Genomic DNA, 16,267 nt, shown 5'->3' with positions numbered 1-16,267 from the left:
CAAAGACAAGCGAAAGGGTCAATGTTGACTGCTGCACTCCCGGAACTGGCCGATGGCGATTTCTACTACCAGGCGCAGGGCGGTGGCCGATTCCGCTCCACCATCCACGCCCAGGGGGCCTGGAACGAGCACGAACAGCACATGGCGCCGGCCTCCGGCCTGATGGCGGACAGCCTGGAGCGCCACGAACCCCGCGATGACATGCGCATGGCCCGGCTGAGCTACGAGATCCTGGGCCTGATCCCCGGTGGCGGCTTCCACATCGAAACCACCACCCTCCGCCCCGGCCGGACCATCGAGCTCCTGCAGGCAGAACTGGTTGCCAACGGCCGCGTGGCCATCCGTGCCACCGCGTGGCGGATGATCACCAGCGACACGTCCGCGGTTGCCGCCGTCGAGGACACCGCCATTCCTGCGCCCGATGACTGCAAACCGCTCGACGGTCCTGCCATCTGGCCAGGCGGCTACATCCGGTCCCTGGAGATGCGCGTGGCCGAGGGCCATAGGCCCGGCGCGGGCATCGTCTGGCTCCGCACCCAGCACCCCCTGACCGATAAAGCCGACGGCGGCGACCTGGCCCGCCTGATGGGGCTCATTGACACAGCCAACGGGATCGCGGCCAGGGTCCCGCCGGGCAAAGACAGCTATGCCTTCCCCAACCTGGACCTGCAGATCCACATGTACCGCAGGCCCGAGGGCGAATGGCTGGGCCTGGACAACGCCGTCTCCTTCGGAACCGACGGGATTGGCCTCACCTCCACCGTCCTGCACGATCTGCTGGGCCCCTTCGGCCGCGCCGAACAGATCCTGACGCTGCGCCGTACCTGACGGCCTCTGGCCCGTGACTACCCGACTTCCGTGACTGCCCCGCCTCTGTGACTATTTGGCGCCGGTGACATTTTTGTAGCTGTGCACCGCATTGTCCAGGGTGGGGAAGAAATGGTCGGCAGTGAACCGTGCGCTCGCCCCGAAGCGGATCAGGCGGTCCTTGACCGGTCCCTTCATTTCCGCGAAGACCAGGCTGATGCCGTCCTGCGCCAGTTCATCGTCGAGCTGGACGAGCTCATCCAGCGCTGTTGTATCCAGGCCAGTGATCGGCTCCGCCGCCACAATGACCCACTGCACCGGCCAGGGCGCGGCGTCCACCAGACTGTGGATGTGATCGGCGAAAACTTCCCCGTTGGCAAAAAACAGAGGTGCATCGAAGCGCGCGATCACCAGGCCCTCCACCCGCCGGCCTTCAGGATGCCGGTCCAGGTCATGGAAGCCCGGAACGTCCGCGAGGCTCGCCAACTCGGTGCGGTACGGATCCCAGGCGCGCTGGACGAAGGCCAGAAGGGAGAGTCCAATGGCCACGGCAATTCCCGGCAGGACCCCTACAAAGGCGACGCCGAGGAACGTGACCACCAGGAGGAGGGCCTCCATCCGGCTCATCCTGACCAGGCGCACCAGCGTCCCCACATCAACCAGCGAAGACGCCGCCACGATCACCACGGCGGCGAGCGTGGCGGTGGGAAGGAAAGCCGTCACCCCCGGTGCGAGGACCATAAAAAGGACCACAAGCAAGGCGGCCACCAGGCCGCTGAGCTGCGTCTTCGCCCCGGCGTCGAGCACAATCGGGGTGCGGGAGGAACTTGCGGACACCGGAAAGCCGCCCAGGACTCCGGTTGCCACATTCGCGATGCCCAGCGCCCCCATTTCCTCGTTGCCGTTGACCCTCGCTCCGCGGCTTGCTGCGAGGCTCTTGGACAGGGTGGAGGTGTCCGCAAATGCGATCAGCGCGATGCCTGCGGCGGGGCCCACGAGCGCCAGGACATCGTCCACGCCAATGCCGCCCAGCGCGGGGGCCGGGAGTCCCTGCGGCAGGGCGCCGACCATGGGCAGCTGTCCGGCCAGGCCCAGTACGGCCACTGCGGCGATGGAGCCGGCCACCGCGAACAGGACGCTGGGCACGTTCCACGGAAGAAAACGGCCCGCCACAATGACGGCAAGGCTCCCGCCACCCACAGCCAGGGCAATGGGATTGATGCCGCCGTTGGAGACAGCCCCGACCAGGGAGGTGAGGCGTTCCAATAGGCCATCGGCCGGGACGTCGATCCCCAGCAGCCGCGGAAGCTGGCTGACCGTGACGGCAAGTGCGATGCCGTTGAGGTATCCAACGCGAATGGGCCGGGACAGCAATCCCGTCACAAACCCCAGCTTGAGGATCCGGCCGGTGCTCAGGAAGACGCCGATCAGGATGGCCAGCACTCCGGCCATGGCCACCGCCTGGTCCGGATCCCGCCCGGCCAGCGGAAGAATGGCGGCCGCGATCATGGGTGCCAGCGCCGAGTCCGGTCCCACAATGACAACCCGGGATGGCCCGAACAAGGCATAGAAGATCATCGGCACTACGGAGGCGTACAGCCCGTTCACTGCAGGAAGCCCGCTGGCCTCGGCGTACGCCATCCCTGCCGGTACCAGGGCTGCGCTCAGGGCTGCCCCGGCCACCAGGTCCGGCTTTAGCCAGGACCGTTCATAACCCCGCGCAACACCAACGCCCGGTAGTGCCTTGCTGATCCAGTCGTGCCGCACTCGGGCCTCCAGATTGGTGAAGTCAGGACGCCGGGGGCTCTTGGAACGGCGTCGATTCCTGGCCGTATTCGGCGGTCACCAGGATAGGCAGGTGGTCGGAGGCGCCGCGGGGGAGGGTTTCCACGTTTTCGATGTTCAGGCCCAGGGACGTGGCAAAGTCGAAGTGGCCCTTGAATACTTTGTAGCGCGTGTAGGTCCGGCGGTCACTGAGGGAGAGCTCGTAGCCGGTGTTCTTCATGTGTTCGTTGAGGTTCTTCGTGAAGAACGGGTAGTTGAAGTCTCCCACCATCAGGGTCATAAGGCCGGTGCCCATGCCCAGCAGTTGCGCATGGGCTGCGTGGATCTGATTGCGCCGCAGCGAGTTGGTTGCTGTCAGCGGAGCGGCGTGGAATGAGGCAATGACGAGTTCGTGATCGGTCTCGTTGTCCCGCACGCGCGTGCCGATGAGGCGCTCATGGGCGGGCGACAGGACCATGTCGTGCAGGGACTTCTTGAGCGCAAATGTTTTGGTGCCGTGGGCCGTGAATCGGTCCGGCCGGTAGTAGATGGCCAGCCCCAGCCGGTTGCCCTTGGTGGAGTCGGCGAGCTGCAGCGGTCCCAGCGTGTCCGGCAGGTCGGACGTGTCACACTCCTGGAGGCACAAGGCATCGACGCCGAAGTTCTGGGCAAGATCAACCAGTTCCCCGCTGGCCTGGTGCTTGCGGAGGTTGTAGCTAATGACGCGTATCAGTGGATTACCTCTTCTGAGGAGTAGCGGGTGGACCCAGTTCCTGAGTTTAGCCACCCGATGGGGGCGGTGCAGTAATAATCCGCTGGATGTCAGGTGGAGTGGAACACCAGCCACCCGGCGAGGGTGGACAGCCCCGTGAGGGCGGCACCCCACAGGATATCCACGACGATAAGCTGCAGCGGCCACGTCTTGAGCGTGGCGGCATTCGTGAGGTCGTACGTCGCGTAGGCAAAGGCGCCCAAGGCGGCCCCATAGCCGACGGCGGTCAGCCAGCTGCCGCCGTCGAGCGCCGGCCGCAGCGCAAAGAAAACAATCCCCGCTATGTACATGACATAGAAAGCCACGGCGTAACCTAAGTGTGGCTTGTCGGCGAGCAGGTCACCGATGTGGCTGCGGTAGAACGGGTTCATGAGCTTGAGCCAGACGGCGTCGATGACCGCGAACGCAGCCGCGACGACAAGGAATTGCAATATGACCATAAGGGAGCTTAGCAACATGCAGGACGCCGAAGCCGGACTCCGGACGCTCACCGTGGTGCGGCAGGATCATACCCTCGGCGCCGCACGTGACCTGGAATTCGGCCTCGAACTGCTGACCCAGGCGAAGACCGGCAGGATCGGCCCCACGCTCCGGCTGTACCGTCCCGCACCCACTGTCGCCTTCGGTCAGCGGGATACCCGGCTGCCCGGCTTCGACGCGGCCGCCCAGGCGTGCCGGGAGCGCGGATTTGAACCCCTGGTGCGGAAGGCCGGCGGCAGGGCCGCCGCCTACCACGAGGGCACGCTGGTGGTGGACCATGTGATGCCGCACGCGGACGCCATCGCCGGCTCCAAGGACCGGTTCGGTTTCTTTGGTGAGCTGCTGGCACAGTCCTTGCGGAACGTCGGTGTGCAGGCCGCCGTTGGCGAAATTCCGGGGGAATACTGCCCGGGGGAGTTCAGTGTTCACGGTACGCACCCGGTAGACCCGGCGTGCCGGATCAAACTCGTCGGAACAGCGCAGCGCGTGGTGAGCGGCGGGTGGCTGTTCAGTTCCGTGATCGTGGTGGAAAATTCCGCCCCCATCCGCAGCGTCCTGACGGACTGCTACGCGGCCCTCGGCCTGGACTGGGACCCGGCCACCGCCGGCGCGGCCAACGACCTCGTGCCGGGCCTCACGGTCCAGGATGTCCAGGACGCCGTTGTAGCCGCGTACGCGGGCCACGCCTCCCTCCGGCACGCCGACTTCAGCAGCTATGCAGGTTTGGACGCCCGGGAGGCGTAGCCCGCGCTTGCGGCGCCGGGCTGGCCGGGGCCCTTAGTGGCCCCGGGCGATCCACTCGTCCAGGTGCGGGGCTTCGGCTCCGATGGTGGTGCTGTCGCCGTGGCCGGTCCGGACCACCGTTTCGGCCGGCAGGGGCAGCAGCCACGTCCGGATCGACTCGATGATGGTGGGGAAGTCGCTGTAGGACCTGCCCGTGGCGCCGGGTCCGCCCTGGAACAGCGTGTCGCCGCTGAAAAGCGAGCCCTCGCCGTCGGGTCCGTCAGCCAGGTGGAAGGACACGGAGCCGGGCGAGTGCCCGGGGGTGTGCAGCGCCGCCAGGCTGGCCCCCGCCACCTCAATGACGTCGCCGTGCTTGATGGCGACGTCGGGTTCCACGTCCGGGTAGACGCTGCGCCACAGCATCCAGTCGTCCTGGTGAAGGTGGATCGGGGCCTGGACGAGGTCCCAGAAGTCAGCTACCGAACGGATGTGGTCGTCGTGGCCGTGGGTCAGCAGGATCGCCTTGAGCTTCCGGCCACCGACGGCGGCGGCAACGGCCTTGGCGTCGTGCGCGGGATCGATCACCACGCACTCCTCCTCGTCACCCACGATCCAGACATTGTTGTCCACATCCCAGGTGCCGCCGTCGAGCGAGAACGTCCCGGACGTGACGAGGCGCTCGATCCGGACGCTCACAGTTCCACCACCGAACGCAGCACCGAACCGGAGTGCATCTTCTCGAACGCTTCCTCCACCTGGTCGATGGTGATCCGCTCGGTCACGAAGGCATCCAGGTCCAGCTTGCCCTGCTTGTAGAGGCTGATCAGCATGGGGAAGTCCCGGGACGGCAGGCAGTCACCGTACCAGGAGGACTTCAGCGACCCGCCGCGGCCAAAAACGTCCAGGAGGGGGAGCTCCAGTGTCATCTCCGGCGTCGGGACGCCCACCAGCACCACGGTGCCGGCGAGATCGCGCGCGTAGAACGCCTGCTTGTACGTTTCGGGACGGCCGACGGCGTCAATCACCACGTCTGCGCCGAAGCCACCGGTGAGTTCCCGGATTTTCTCCACCGGGTCGGAAGCCGATGAGTCCACGGTATGGGTGGCGCCGAGTCCCTTGGCACGGTCCAGCTTTTTCGCGTCGATGTCGACGGCGATGATGGTGGTGGCGCCGGCGAGCGCCGCGCCGGCGATGGCAGCCACGCCCACACCGCCGCAGCCGATGACGGCGACGGTGTCACCACGCTTGACGCCGCCGGTGTTGATCGCGGCGCCCAGCCCGGCCATCACGCCGCAGCCGAGCAGGCCGATTGCGGCAGCATCGGCGTCGGGATCCACCTTGGTGCACTGGCCGGCAGCGACGAGGGTCTTTTCGATGAAGGCGCCGATGCCCAGGGCGGCGGACAGTTCGGTGCCGTCCTCGAGTGTCATCTTCTGGGTGGCGTTGTGGGTGTTGAAGCAGTACTGGGCCTGGCCGCGGTTGCACGCACGGCAGTTGCCGCAGACGGCCCGCCAGTTGAGCACCACGCGGTCGCCCGGGGCGACGTCCGTGACGTCGGGGCCTACGGCGCTGACCACTCCGGTGGCCTCGTGGCCCAGGAGGAACGGGAAGTCATCGCTGATGCCGCCCAGTTTGTAGTGCAGGTCTGTGTGGCAGACGCCGCTGGTGAGGATGTCCACCAGGGCCTCGCCCGGACCGGGATCCGGGACCAGAATGGTCTCCAGAGTGACCGGGGCGCCCTTGGAACGGGCTACGACACCTTTGACTTTATGGACCACGAAAGGCTCCCTCAATGCAGATAGACAGAACGGGACCAACACGGATGTTGGTCCCGTTCTGTCTACCACATGAGCTGACGTGGTCAGGCTGCGAGGCGGCTCTTTACCTCGGCAGCGGAAGGATTGGTGGCGGCGGTGCCGTCCGGGAAGAGCACGGTGGGGACTGTGCGGTTGCCGCCGTTGAGCTTCTCCACTAGGTCGGCTGTGCCCTCCACCTCTTCGATGTTGATTTCCGTGTAGCCGATGCCCTGCGCGTCCAGCTGCTTCTTCAGCCGGTTGCAGTAGCCGCACCAGGTGGTGGAAAACATGGTGATGGTGCCGTTCTCGGGGGTAAAGTCCACGGAGCTCTCCTGAAATCGTTGAGGGGGTTCGTTCCTGACAACGGTAACCCGGGGCGGGCTATTCCCCTGAGCTGGCCCGGCGGATGCCGTGCCGGATGACAGTACATAACGCTGATGGCATGCTGGAGCCATGTGTGGACGCTATGTGATGGCACGGGCCGTGGGCGATTTGCTGGCCGAGTTTGATGCCCAGCTGGAGGAGGAAATGCACCTTCCGCCGTCCTGGAACGTGGCGCCAACCGACGATGTGCCGATCGTTCTGGAACGGCTGATCGACGACCGCCCTGTGCGGCAGCTGCATGTGGCCCGCTGGGGCCTGGTGCCGTCCTGGGCGAAGGATCCAGGTATCGGCCCCAAGATGATCAACGCGCGGAGCGAGACCGTTCTGGAGAAGCCGGCCTTCCGCAAGGCCGTGAAGTCACGGCGCTGCGCTGTCCCAGCGGACGGGTACTACGAATGGAAGCAGGGCACCGGCAAAGCCAAACAGCCTTACTACGTCCATCCGGGCAAGGGCAGCGGGCTGGTGTTCGCTGGCCTGTATGAGTGGTGGAAGGATCCTTCCAAAGCCGAGGGTGATCCCGGACGGTGGATGCTCTCCACGTCCATCCTGACGGCAGACACCCCGCCGCCGGGTGCTGAGTCCACAATTTTCGGCAAGCTCACCGCCCTGCACGACCGCGTGCCGCTGCCCATGGACCGGGCCACGATGGAGTCCTGGATCGACCCGCAGATCGACGACGCTGCCTTCCTGGTGGACTTGGTCCGCGCCCATGTGAAGGACGTGGCCGGCGACTGGCACGTGGATTCGGTAGGCCGGGAGGTGGGAAACGTGCGCAACAATTCCCCGGAGCTCATCCGTCCGGTGGAGGCGCTGTTCTGAGGCGTTCCGTTCGCTGACCTGGGTGACGGCAGAGGTGCCTGACCCCTAGACGGTGACTTTGCCGCCGTCGTCCACTGCCCAAGTGGGGTTATAGGCAATCTCCCAGCGGAAGCCGTCCGGATCGGCGAAATAGCCGCTGTACCCGCCCCAGGGCTGGGTGACGGGCACTGCGATGATGGTGGCCCCGGCCGATGCCGCCTCCGCCATGACCCGGTCCACCGCTTCGGTGCTGGGCAGATTGTGGCTGAGCGTGATGCAGGGGACCGGGCCGGGAGCACCTACCCCCGCCTCGGCGTGCATCTGCGCGGCATCCCACAGGGAAAGGACGAGGCCGTGGTTGACCTGGATGAACACCACATCGCCGGGAAACTCGCGGTGGACAGGCCAGCCGAGGCCCTCCGCGTAGAACCGGCGGGAGGCGTCAACACTGCGAACGCCTAGTGAAATGAAGTCGACTCTGGGCTGCATGCTTCGATACTGTCAGAAGATGGCAACAATTCAAGGAAACGATCGGGATGCTTTGGCCGACAAGGAACAGCTCGCTGCCGTTCGGATTGCGGTCGACGAAGTTGATGAGCAGATTGTCACGCTCATTGCGCGGCGTGAACGCCTGATCCGGATCGCCGGAACCCTGAAGGGGGACGACGCTGAAGTCCGTGCACCCGGCCGGGTGGAACGGGTGATTGAGCATGTCCGGTCCGCCGCGGAAAAGAAGGACATTGATCCGGACATCGTGGAATCAACCTACCGGGCCATGATCTCGGGGTTCATCGAACTCGAAATGAAGGTCCACAAGAAAAGCAGCTGACGCCGCCCCAGGTGCTGTCCGGACACGGTTCCGGCAGCACCTGCCCCGGTGTTTGCTATTTGCGTGCTCCCTAGAGCGCTTCGTCGACGGCGACGCCCGACTGGAATTCCCGGCCGTCAGCCTCGCTGAAAGCCGACATAATGTGTCCCTTGCCCAGGCCATGGACGGCCGCGACAGGGAAATTGCCCGTGATGGTGTTGCCCGAGTGTGTCACGCCGGCAAGATCATAGTTTTCCTCGGCGCTCTGGTCATGGCTGAACGAGTAGAAGGCAATGGCCTCCCCGTTCATGAACTCAATGCCCAACCGTCTTTGTGATGAGTAATCAGGGCTCGCCGCCACCAGTCCCACTACGTACGCACCTGCCCCCGGTATGTTGCCGTCGATGGCGAAGGTTGCCACGAGCTTTTCGTCCCGGGCCTTGATACTTACATGCTTGAGGAGTGCGTCATGGGTGCTCATGCCACAATCCTGCCCTCCTGCTCCCCGTCCGTCCACCCCTGTCTAGGTTTTGTCGGAGCGCCGTCGTAGACTGGATTTATTCGAACATGTATTCGAATACCTTGCTTTTTGCGTCAGCATTTTGCATCAGATCCGTTCAGTTCCGGGAGGCGCCCATGGGTATGTTCAGCGAGTCCGTGGACGTCGTCTGCACCCCTGCGGGCCAGCCGCTGAAACTCCAGTGGGCCGGGCGGCACTACACGGTGTGCGCCGAGCCTATCCGGTGGTACGAACGCCGGCAGTGGTGGGCCGAGGAACGCCGTGCACCCCTCGGCAGCGGGCCGGGGCTGGTGGACCACGAAATCTGGCGCGTCCAAGTGCGGGCGGACCCGCGGAGTGCCGGCCCTCGGGATGCAGCAGAGCCGCTCACCCTGGACCTGAGCAGGCATATCGGCAGCGGCCGCTGGAGGCTCCTGCGGATCCACGACGCACTCCGGCCCCAAACAGCATGAGCTTCTCCCACCTTCACGTTTCCACGGCCTTCAGCGCACACTATGGCGTGGCCTGGCCGGACGAACTGGCCCAGGTTGCCGCCGCGGACGGCGCAACCGCGCTCGCCTGCACGGACCGGGACGGCCTCTACGGCACCATCAAACACCTCAAAGCCTGCATGGCTGCCGGCATCGACCCCATCGTGGGTGTGGACCTTGCGGTCTTCGACGACGACGGCGACCACCGCACCCAGCTCGCCGGCAGGGTGGTGGTCCTCGCCCGTGGCCACAACCACGGGGCGGGCTACCGTGCCCTGTGCCGGCTGGTGTCCGACGCCCATGCCCGCACCTCAGGCAAAGCCGGGGGAGCGGTGCCGGTGGCGGTCACCCGCGCCGAACTCGCCTCCCGCACGCTCGACCCCAAAACCCTGAAACCGGTCCTGACAGTACTGATCGGCCCGGATTCCGACGTCGGACGGGCCATGAGTGGCCGGCGCTACCTCCGTCCGCGCACCCTTTTCAAAGGCTGGCTGGACGCTATGCCCCCAAAAACCCTGGTGGCAGAAGTCGTTTCCCAGCTCACTGCCCCCGGGGCGCCCCTGAGCACCGCCCATGCGGTACGTATGCTCAAACTCGCGGAAGAACACCATGTACCGGCCGTGCTCACCAATGCGGTCCGCTACTGCGCTGAGGACGGTGCCGCCACGGCGGACGTGCTCGACTCCGCCCGGACGCTGAAGTCCCTCCCTGAGCTCGCGGCCGAACCGCTGCTCCAGCCCAACGGGCAGGCCTGGCTCAAATCATCAGCGCAGATGCTTCAGCTCGGCAAGGAAATCATCCGCGCCGCAGGGTATGGCGCAGCGGACCTCAAACAGCTGATGGCACAGACCGAGGCGCTCGCCGACTTCTGCCGGATTGACCCGGTGACTGACATGGGCTGGAAGCAGCCGGTAGTCCCCGAGGCATCGGTCATTGGCATCAGCCAGGACCCGCACGATGAACTGGTGCAGCGCTGTGAGGCCGGGATCAGCAGGCGGTTCCCCGGAATCTCAGGCTCAGCCCACAAGGACATGCGCTCGCGGCTGGAGCACGAACTGGGGATCATCAGGAACCTCGGGTTTTCCTCCTACTTCCTCACGGTCGCGGAGGTCTCCCGGATGATCCAGGACATGGGGGTCAGGGCAGCGGCCCGCGGTTCCGGGGCCTCCAGCCTGGTCAACTACCTGATCGATGTCAGCCAGGTGGACCCCCTGCAACACGACCTGATCTTCGAACGCTTCCTGTCCCGGGACCGGGCCACGTTGCCGGACATCGACATCGACGTCGAAAGCGCCGAACGGCACAACGTATACCGGCGGATCTTTGACCGCTTCGGTTCCGAGCGCGTCACGCTGATGAGCATGCAGAACGGGTACCGCGCCCGCGGTGCCGTCCGCGACGCCGGGATGGCCCTGGGTATGGACGATGACGACGTCGGCGAGATCGCCAAGCAGCTGTGGCGCTTTTCGGCCCGGAAATTCCGTGAGGCACTGGTTGAAAAACCTGAGCTGCGGGAGTTCGCCGGACGGGTGGAACAGCGGGACTTCGCCGAAAACCAGCAGCTTGACCTGCTGGTGGACCTCACCGAACGGCTGGACCGGCTGCCCCGCCATATTTCCATGCATCCCTGCGGGGTGATCCTGGGCGACGCCACGCTGCTGGACCGGACCCCTGTGCAGCCCAGCGGACTGGGGCTGCCCATGAGCCAGTTCGATAAACACGACATGGATCCCATGGGCATGCTCAAGCTCGATGTCCTGGGGGTCAGGATGCAGAGCGCCATGGCGTTTGCCGTCCGGGAAGTCATCCGGATCCATCCTTCCAAAGCGGAAGTGGTGGCGGCCGGGGCCCACCCTGCAGGTCCTGACGGGACCGGGCCGGACTACATCGCCGAGAACGGCCACATCGACCTCAACGCCGTGCCGCTGGATGATGAACCAACCTACGAACTGATCCGCAGCACCCACACCCTAGGCTGTTTCCAGATCGAATCGCCCGGACAGCGTGAGCTGATCGGCAAGCTGGCGCCGCGTGAGTTCAATGACCTCATCATCGACATTTCGCTGTTCCGGCCGGGCCCGATGAAATCTGACATGGTGCGGCCTTTCCTGGAGCACAGGCACGGCTTCGCGCCGGAGGTCTACCCGCACCCCGACCTGAAACCCGTGCTGCAGGAAACGCATGGGGTCACTGTCTTCCATGAACAGATCCTGAAAACCTTCAACGTGATGACCGGCTGCGGCCTGGCGCGCGCAGATGAGTTCCGCCGCGCGCTCGGCAACGAGGTCCACGAGCTGAAAGTGGAAGAGTTCTTCCGCAAGGAGGCCCGGATCAAGGGGTACTCCCCGGAAGTGGTGGACAAGGTCTGGGGAACCCTGAAAGCCTTTGGCAGCTTCGGCTTCTGCAAGGCGCACGGTGCGGCATTTGCCGTTCCCACCTACCAGTCCGCCTGGCTCAAGACGCACCACCCCGAGGCTTTCCTCGCCGGGCTGTGGGAACACGATCCCGGCATGTACCCCAAACGGCTGCTGGTGGCCGAAGCCCGCAGGCTGGGCATCCCCATCCTGCCGCTGGACATCAACCGCAGCCAGGCCGAGTACCGGGTGGAACGGGTCGCGGACGGGCCGGATGCCGGCAAGCTGGGGATCAGGCTGAGCCTTAACGGCATCTATGGCCTGTCCGGGACCGAGCTCAAACGGATTGTCGCCGGCCAGCCCTACGACTCCCTGGCTGACCTGCGGGCACGGTCCAGGCTGAGCAAGCCAAGCATCAAAAGGCTCGCCCAGCTGGGTGCCTTTGATTCCCTGCACCGGGAGTCGGGCGGCGCCGCCAACCGTGCAGACCTCGTCCAGCACCTGCAAAAACTCCAGGCCGCGGGCGGTACCCGGAAGGGCATCGACATTATGGAAGGGCAGCTGTCCCTGCCGCTGGGGGATGTGGAACTGCGGAACGTCAAACCAGGGCTTCCCGCGCCCACCCTGGTGGAAAACGTCCGGGCAGAACTGGACCTGATGGCCATAGATGTCAGCGGGCACCTGATGGACAGCCACCGGCCCATGCTGGACCGGCTGGGGGTCACCACTGCAGACAAACTGTTGAGCCTGCGCAACAACACCGAGGTGCTGGTGGCCGGGGTGCGCATCGCCACCCAGACCCCGCCCATGCGTGGCGGCCGGCGGGTGGTGTTCATCAGCATCGATGACGGCACCGGCTGCGTCGACTCCGTGTTTTTCCATGAAGCCCAGGAGCAGGCGGGGCTGTTGCTGTTCGGCACCAGGCTGCTGCTGATCCGGGGCACCACGCGGCGGACAGGTCCCCGGGGAATCAGCCTGAGCGCCAGCATGGCCTGGGACCTGAGCCGGGTGGAATCCCTGCCGTTCGCGGCGGACCGCGTGGAGAGCACCGATGTGCCGCATCCCCTGGACGGGATCAGCCGAAGCCTTGCGATTACCGGAATGGGCGGCTGAGGGGCCGCGGGTCCCGTTGGTCGGCCTCCCGGGAAACCGATAGCATTGACGATGGCTGGCTGTGGTCCCCGTATGCCGCAAGCTATGAAGCCTAAAACTTTGAATAGGAGACACCCGTGTCAGATGCCCAGCAGATCACCCTCATCGTCGATGGCGAAGAGACCAAGGTGACTACCGGGACAACCGGTGCGGAACTCTTCTTTGAGCGCCGCGATGTTGTTGTTGCCCGCGTCAACGGCGAGCTGAAGGACCTGGACCAGGAGCTGCCCGAGGGCGCCGAGATCGAGGGCGTCACCATCGATTCCCCGGACGGCCTGGACGTCCTCCGCCACTCCACCGCCCACGTGATGGCCCAGGCAGTGCAGCAGCTGCGCCCGGACGCCAAGCTGGGCATCGGCCCGTACATCACCGACGGCTTCTACTTCGACTTCGACGTCGCCGAACCGTTCACCCCCGAGGACCTCAAGACCCTCGAGAAGATGATGCTCAAGATCGTCAACCAGAACCAGAAGTTCGTCCGCCGGGTGGTCAGCGAGGATGAAGCCCGCGAGGCCATGAAGAACGAGCCCTACAAGCTCGAACTCCTGGGCAAGAAGAACAACGCCGCCGAAGCCGGCGAGGGCGTCAACGTCGAGGTCGGCGCCGGCGCCATCACCATCTACGACAATGTCGAGCGCAAAGAGGGCACCACCGTCTGGTGCGACCTCTGCCGCGGCCCGCACCTGCCCAACACCAAGCTCATCTCCAACGCCTTCGCCCTGACCCGGTCCTCCTCCGCGTACTGGCTGGGCAACCAGAAGAACCAGCAGCTGCAGCGCATCTACGGCACCGCCTGGCCCACCAAGGACGCGCTCAAGGCCTACCAGGAGCGCATCGCCGAGGCTGAGCGGCGCGACCACCGCAAGCTCGGCGTCGAACTTGACCTGTTCTCCTTCCCGGACGAGCTGGGCTCCGGCCTGCCGGTGTTCCACCCCAAGGGCGGCATTATCCGCAAGGAGATGGAGGACTACTCCCGCCAGCGCCACGTCGACGCCGGCTACGACTTCGTCTACACCCCGCACATCACCAAGGGCCACCTGTACGAAGTCTCCGGCCACCTGGACTGGTACAAGGACGGCATGTTCCCGCCCATGCACGTGGACCCGGAACTCAATGAGGACGGCACCGTGCGCAAGCCCGGCCAGGACTACTACCTGAAGCCGATGAACTGCCCCATGCACAACCTGATCTTCCGTGCCCGCGGACGCTCTTACCGCGAACTGCCCCTGCGGCTCTTCGAATTCGGCGCCGTGTACCGGTACGAAAAGTCCGGCGTGGTCCACGGCCTGACCCGGGTCCGTGGCATGACACAGGACGACGCACACATCTACTGCACCCGCGAGCAGATGAAGGACGAACTCACCAAGACCCTGAAGTTCGTGCTCGACCTGCTGAAGGACTACGGCCTGAACGACTTCTACCTGGAGCTGTCCACCAAGGACCCGGAGAAGTACGTCGGCGAGGACGCCGCCTGGGAAGAAGCCACCCGGACCCTGGCCGAGGTGGCTGAGGAATCCGGCCTGGAACTGGTCGCGGATCCGGGCGGCGCGGCCTTCTACGGTCCGAAGATCTCCGTCCAGGCCAAGGACGCACTGGGCCGCACCTGGCAGATGTCCACCATCCAGCTGGACTTCAACCTCCCGGAACGCTTCGAACTGGAATTCCAGGCAGCCGACGGCACCCGCCAGCGTCCCGTGATGATCCACCGTGCGCTCTTCGGTTCCATCGAGCGGTTCATGGGCGTGCTCACCGAGCACTACGCCGGCGCGTTCCCCGCATGGCTTTCCCCTGTCCAGGTGGTGGGCATCCCGGTGGCCGAAACGTTCAACGAATACATGTTCGACGTCGTTGACCAGCTCAAGGCGGCGGGCATCCGTGCCGAGGTGGATACGTCGTCGGACAGGTTCCCGAAGAAGATCCGCACCGCCAGCAAGGACAAGATCCCGTTTGTCCTGATCGCCGGCGGCGACGACGCCGAGGCCGGCGCGGTGTCTTTCCGCTTCCGTGACGGGAGCCAGGACAACGGCGTGCCGGTGGCCGAGGCCGTCAAACGGATCACAGAAGCCGTCCGTAACCGGACCAGCTAGCGGAAACGGATAAGAACACGGTGCAGGAGAACACAGGCGCAGGCTATCCAGGGGATGCCGGCGTGACCGATGACTTTGATCTCGCGGGCGTGCCGGATGCTTTCCAGCGCCTGTGGACTCCGCACCGGATGGCCTACATCAAGGGCGGCCAGCACCAGTTCAAGGGCGAGTTCGACTGCCCCTTCTGCGTGGGTCCGGGCCGGACTGACGAAGAGGCCCTCATCGTCTACCGGGGGAAGACCTGTTACGTGGTCCTGAACCTGTTTCCCTACAATCCGGGCCACCTCCTGGTCTGCCCCTACCGGCACGTCCCGGACTACACGGACCTCACGGTGGAAGAGACCGCTGAATTTGCGGAAATCACCCAGACAGCCATGAGGGTCCTGCGGAAGGTGGCGAACCCGGGCGGGTTCAACCTCGGCATGAACCAGGGAGTGGTGGGCGGGGCAGGAATCGCCGCGCACCTGCACCAGCACATCGTTCCGCGCTGGGGCGGGGACGGAAACTTCTTCCCCATCATCGCCCAGACCAAGGCCATCACGCAGACCCTGGACGAAGTGCGCCAGCAGGTCGCAGAGGCCTGGCCCGGGGAGACGGATGCTGAATAGGCATGCGCGCGGATTTTTCACCGCGCTGTTCACTCCGCTTGCCCGTTGGCTCCTGAAAATCGGCGTTTCCCCGGACGCCGTGACGGTCACCGGAACCGCCGGCGTGGTGGTCGGTGCGTTGGTCTTCTACCCCCTCGGGCAGCTCTGGTGGGGGACCCTGTTCATTACCGCGTTCATCTTCTCGGACGTGCTTGACGGCATTATGGCCCGGCTGCGGGACACCGGCGGCCGCTGGGGAAACTTCCTGGACTCCACGCTGGACAGGATCGCCGACGGCGCACTGTTCGCGGGCGTGGCCATCTGGTTCTTCACCGGGGGTGCCGACTACGCCATCGCCGTCGCAGCCATGCTCTGCCTGGTTCTGGGCATGGTGGTCTCGTATGCGCGGTCCAAGGCCGAATCCCTCGGATTCACGGCGAATGTGGGCATCGCCGAGCGCGCCGAGAGACTGGTGTCGGTCCTGGTGGTCACCGGATTCACCGGTCTGGGGCTGCCCCCGGTGGTCCTTCTCGTGACGCTCGGACTCCTGGCCCTGGCCAGCCTCATCACCATCATCCAGCGCGTAGCCACCGTCCACCGCCAGGCCTTTGCGGAGTCCGCGGCTTCGGATTAAGGCTGATTAAGCCCGCCGCCTGCCGTGGGACTAGTATTGTGACTGCCCGGTCAATGGATCCGGCAACCCGGTGCGTGTACTTTCGGCTTCTTGCCGCCCTCACGCCCGGCGAAGATCATCTATCTACCCAT

17 protein-coding genes are annotated in these 16,267 nt (G+C 65.2%); 9 read left to right on the top strand and 8 right to left on the bottom strand.

Annotation, left to right across the window (positions count from 1 at the left end):
* Nucleotides 1-24 precede the first annotated feature (24 nt).
* Nucleotides 25-828, top strand: coding sequence for a thioesterase family protein (locus tag AC50YA_RS16075; RefSeq protein ID WP_494983238.1), 804 nt, complete (start codon nucleotides 25-27; stop codon nucleotides 826-828).
* Between the two features lie 51 nt (nucleotides 829-879).
* On the opposite strand, the gene AC50YA_RS16070 is transcribed toward AC50YA_RS16075, so the two are convergent.
* The 3 genes from AC50YA_RS16070 to AC50YA_RS16060 form a co-directional block, all read right to left on the bottom strand.
* Complete coding sequence (locus AC50YA_RS16070; protein WP_494983237.1) at nucleotides 880-2,574, bottom strand: SulP family inorganic anion transporter; 1,695 nt, start codon at nucleotides 2,572-2,574, stop codon at nucleotides 880-882.
* 22 nt (nucleotides 2,575-2,596) lie between these two features.
* Nucleotides 2,597-3,301, bottom strand: coding sequence for an endonuclease/exonuclease/phosphatase family protein (locus AC50YA_RS16065; RefSeq protein WP_494983263.1), 705 nt, complete (start codon nucleotides 3,299-3,301; stop codon nucleotides 2,597-2,599).
* 92 nt (nucleotides 3,302-3,393) lie between these two features.
* Complete coding sequence (locus tag AC50YA_RS16060) at nucleotides 3,394-3,783, bottom strand: DUF2177 family protein (protein ID WP_494983236.1); 390 nt, start codon at nucleotides 3,781-3,783, stop codon at nucleotides 3,394-3,396.
* A gap of 16 nt (nucleotides 3,784-3,799) precedes the next feature.
* Between AC50YA_RS16060 and AC50YA_RS16055 the strand changes: the two genes are divergently transcribed.
* On the top strand, nucleotides 3,800-4,567 hold the full coding sequence (locus AC50YA_RS16055) for a lipoate--protein ligase family protein (protein ID WP_494983262.1): 768 nt from the start codon (nucleotides 3,800-3,802) through the stop codon (nucleotides 4,565-4,567).
* Between the two features lie 33 nt (nucleotides 4,568-4,600).
* Here the strand turns inward: AC50YA_RS16055 and AC50YA_RS16050 are convergent, their stop codons facing one another.
* From AC50YA_RS16050 to AC50YA_RS16040, 3 genes are all read right to left on the bottom strand, one after another.
* Nucleotides 4,601-5,242, bottom strand: coding sequence for an MBL fold metallo-hydrolase (locus AC50YA_RS16050; protein WP_494983235.1), 642 nt, complete (start codon nucleotides 5,240-5,242; stop codon nucleotides 4,601-4,603).
* Nucleotides 5,239-6,324, bottom strand: a complete 1,086-nt coding sequence (locus AC50YA_RS16045; protein WP_494983234.1) for an S-(hydroxymethyl)mycothiol dehydrogenase — start codon at nucleotides 6,322-6,324, stop codon at nucleotides 5,239-5,241. Before AC50YA_RS16045 ends, AC50YA_RS16050 begins: the two co-directional genes overlap by 4 nt.
* An 83-nt stretch (nucleotides 6,325-6,407) precedes the next feature.
* A complete protein-coding gene (locus AC50YA_RS16040; RefSeq protein ID WP_056340387.1) occupies nucleotides 6,408-6,665 on the bottom strand; it encodes a mycoredoxin in 258 nt (85 codons plus the stop codon).
* 130 nt (nucleotides 6,666-6,795) lie between these two features.
* Between AC50YA_RS16040 and AC50YA_RS16035 the strand changes: the two genes are divergently transcribed.
* The gene (locus AC50YA_RS16035; protein ID WP_494983233.1) at nucleotides 6,796-7,545 is read left to right on the top strand and encodes an SOS response-associated peptidase; all 750 of its coding nucleotides are present in this window, start codon (nucleotides 6,796-6,798) and stop codon (nucleotides 7,543-7,545) included.
* Between the two features lie 45 nt (nucleotides 7,546-7,590).
* On the opposite strand, the gene AC50YA_RS16030 is transcribed toward AC50YA_RS16035, so the two are convergent.
* Entirely contained in the window at nucleotides 7,591-8,013 is a 423-nt protein-coding gene (locus tag AC50YA_RS16030; RefSeq protein ID WP_494983232.1) for a VOC family protein, read from the bottom strand.
* 19 nt (nucleotides 8,014-8,032) lie between these two features.
* Here AC50YA_RS16030 and AC50YA_RS16025 point away from each other — a divergent pair, with 19 nt between their 5' ends.
* Nucleotides 8,033-8,353, top strand: a complete 321-nt coding sequence (locus AC50YA_RS16025; protein WP_463941458.1) for a chorismate mutase — start codon at nucleotides 8,033-8,035, stop codon at nucleotides 8,351-8,353.
* A 70-nt stretch (nucleotides 8,354-8,423) separates the two neighbouring features.
* Here the strand turns inward: AC50YA_RS16025 and AC50YA_RS16020 are convergent, their stop codons facing one another.
* A complete protein-coding gene (locus AC50YA_RS16020; RefSeq protein WP_494983231.1) occupies nucleotides 8,424-8,813 on the bottom strand; it encodes a hypothetical protein in 390 nt (129 codons plus the stop codon).
* 155 nt (nucleotides 8,814-8,968) lie between these two features.
* Here AC50YA_RS16020 and AC50YA_RS16015 point away from each other — a divergent pair, with 155 nt between their 5' ends.
* From AC50YA_RS16015 to pgsA, 5 genes are all read left to right on the top strand, one after another.
* Complete coding sequence (locus AC50YA_RS16015; protein WP_494983230.1) at nucleotides 8,969-9,304, top strand: DUF6504 family protein; 336 nt, start codon at nucleotides 8,969-8,971, stop codon at nucleotides 9,302-9,304.
* Nucleotides 9,301-12,789: a DNA polymerase III subunit alpha gene (locus AC50YA_RS16010; RefSeq protein ID WP_494983229.1), complete on the top strand. Its 3,489-nt coding sequence runs from the start codon at nucleotides 9,301-9,303 to the stop codon at nucleotides 12,787-12,789. Before AC50YA_RS16015 ends, AC50YA_RS16010 begins: the two co-directional genes overlap by 4 nt.
* Before the next feature lie 116 nt (nucleotides 12,790-12,905).
* Complete coding sequence (thrS, locus tag AC50YA_RS16005) at nucleotides 12,906-14,915, top strand: threonine--tRNA ligase (protein WP_494983228.1); 2,010 nt, start codon at nucleotides 12,906-12,908, stop codon at nucleotides 14,913-14,915.
* 20 nt (nucleotides 14,916-14,935) lie between these two features.
* The gene (locus AC50YA_RS16000; RefSeq protein ID WP_494983227.1) at nucleotides 14,936-15,523 is read left to right on the top strand and encodes an HIT family protein; all 588 of its coding nucleotides are present in this window, start codon (nucleotides 14,936-14,938) and stop codon (nucleotides 15,521-15,523) included.
* Nucleotides 15,513-16,136, top strand: a complete 624-nt coding sequence (pgsA, locus tag AC50YA_RS15995) for a phosphatidylinositol phosphate synthase (protein WP_494983226.1) — start codon at nucleotides 15,513-15,515, stop codon at nucleotides 16,134-16,136. Before AC50YA_RS16000 ends, pgsA begins: the two co-directional genes overlap by 11 nt.
* Nucleotides 16,137-16,267: the final 131 nt, after the last annotated feature.

The sequence above is a fragment of the Pseudarthrobacter sp. RHLT3-21 genome, from assembly GCF_059383495.1.
This window is presented reverse-complemented; position numbering and strand designations above follow the sequence as displayed.

Bases quoted from the DNA above. Each gene is read 5' to 3' on its own strand.
- AC50YA_RS16060 (WP_494983236.1), bottom strand. From the start codon at position 3,783: ATGGTCATATTGCAATTCCTTGTCGTCGCGGCTGCGTTCGCGGTCATC.
- AC50YA_RS16055 (WP_494983262.1), top strand. From the start codon at position 3,800: ATGCAGGACGCCGAAGCCGGACTCCGGACGCTCACCGTGGTGCGGCAG.
- AC50YA_RS16035 (WP_494983233.1), top strand. From the start codon at position 6,796: ATGTGTGGACGCTATGTGATGGCACGGGCCGTGGGCGATTTGCTGGCC.
- AC50YA_RS16030 (WP_494983232.1), bottom strand. From the start codon at position 8,013: ATGCAGCCCAGAGTCGACTTCATTTCACTAGGCGTTCGCAGTGTTGAC.
- AC50YA_RS16025 (WP_463941458.1), top strand. From the start codon at position 8,033: ATGGCAACAATTCAAGGAAACGATCGGGATGCTTTGGCCGACAAGGAA.
- AC50YA_RS16020 (WP_494983231.1), bottom strand. From the start codon at position 8,813: ATGAGCACCCATGACGCACTCCTCAAGCATGTAAGTATCAAGGCCCGG.
- AC50YA_RS16015 (WP_494983230.1), top strand. From the start codon at position 8,969: ATGGGTATGTTCAGCGAGTCCGTGGACGTCGTCTGCACCCCTGCGGGC.
- AC50YA_RS16010 (WP_494983229.1), top strand. From the start codon at position 9,301: ATGAGCTTCTCCCACCTTCACGTTTCCACGGCCTTCAGCGCACACTAT.
- pgsA (WP_494983226.1), top strand. From the start codon at position 15,513: ATGCTGAATAGGCATGCGCGCGGATTTTTCACCGCGCTGTTCACTCCG.